General features: G+C 61.9%; 2 pseudogenes. Both read left to right on the top strand.

The annotated features are described in order from the left end of the window. Window positions 1-81: 81 nt before the first annotated feature. Window positions 82-348, top strand: a pseudogene (locus ACYVD0_RS19095) (transposase domain-containing protein); the annotation flags it as partial. 57 nt (window positions 349-405) lie between these two features. Continuing rightward, window positions 406-517 (top strand): annotated as a pseudogene (locus ACYVD0_RS19090) (winged helix-turn-helix domain-containing protein); the annotation flags it as partial.

Below are 517 nucleotides of genomic sequence, written 5' to 3'. Positions count from 1 at the left end.
TATAGTCAGCGATCGTACATGGCGCGCAATTGACCGAACGACCTATCGTCGCGAGCCGTCGTAACCGGCAGAATCGTTGTCATGACTTCTTCTGCTTTCGACCATCTGACTCCCGAACAACTGCGCGAACTGGCTGCGCAGTTGGTGCAATGTGTCGAAAGCCTTGATCAGCAGGTCTCCAGCCTCGGCAAGCAAGTCCAGTATCACAAGACCCGCGGCGATCAGCTGGCTCACGAAATTGCCGTAGTCAAGCGGCACCCGTTTGCCCGGCGCAGCGAGCAGCTCAGTCCTGCCCAGATCAGCCTGCTGGATGATCTGCTGGATACCGATATCGCGGCCATCGAGGCCGAGCTCGAGGAGCTTGCCCCGGTCCCCGCCCCGGCCGAGCCATGCCGGCAGCCCAGGCGCGCAGCGAAGCTGCTCGGCTTCACCGCGCAAAAACCCTTGTATCGCGCCTGGCAGCAGGATGCGGCGTTGGTGCGCCAGTGGGAAAACGAGACCTACCCGGCGATTCGGG

The sequence above is a fragment of the Azotobacter armeniacus genome (genome assembly GCF_054779355.1).
This window is presented reverse-complemented; position numbering and strand designations above follow the sequence as displayed.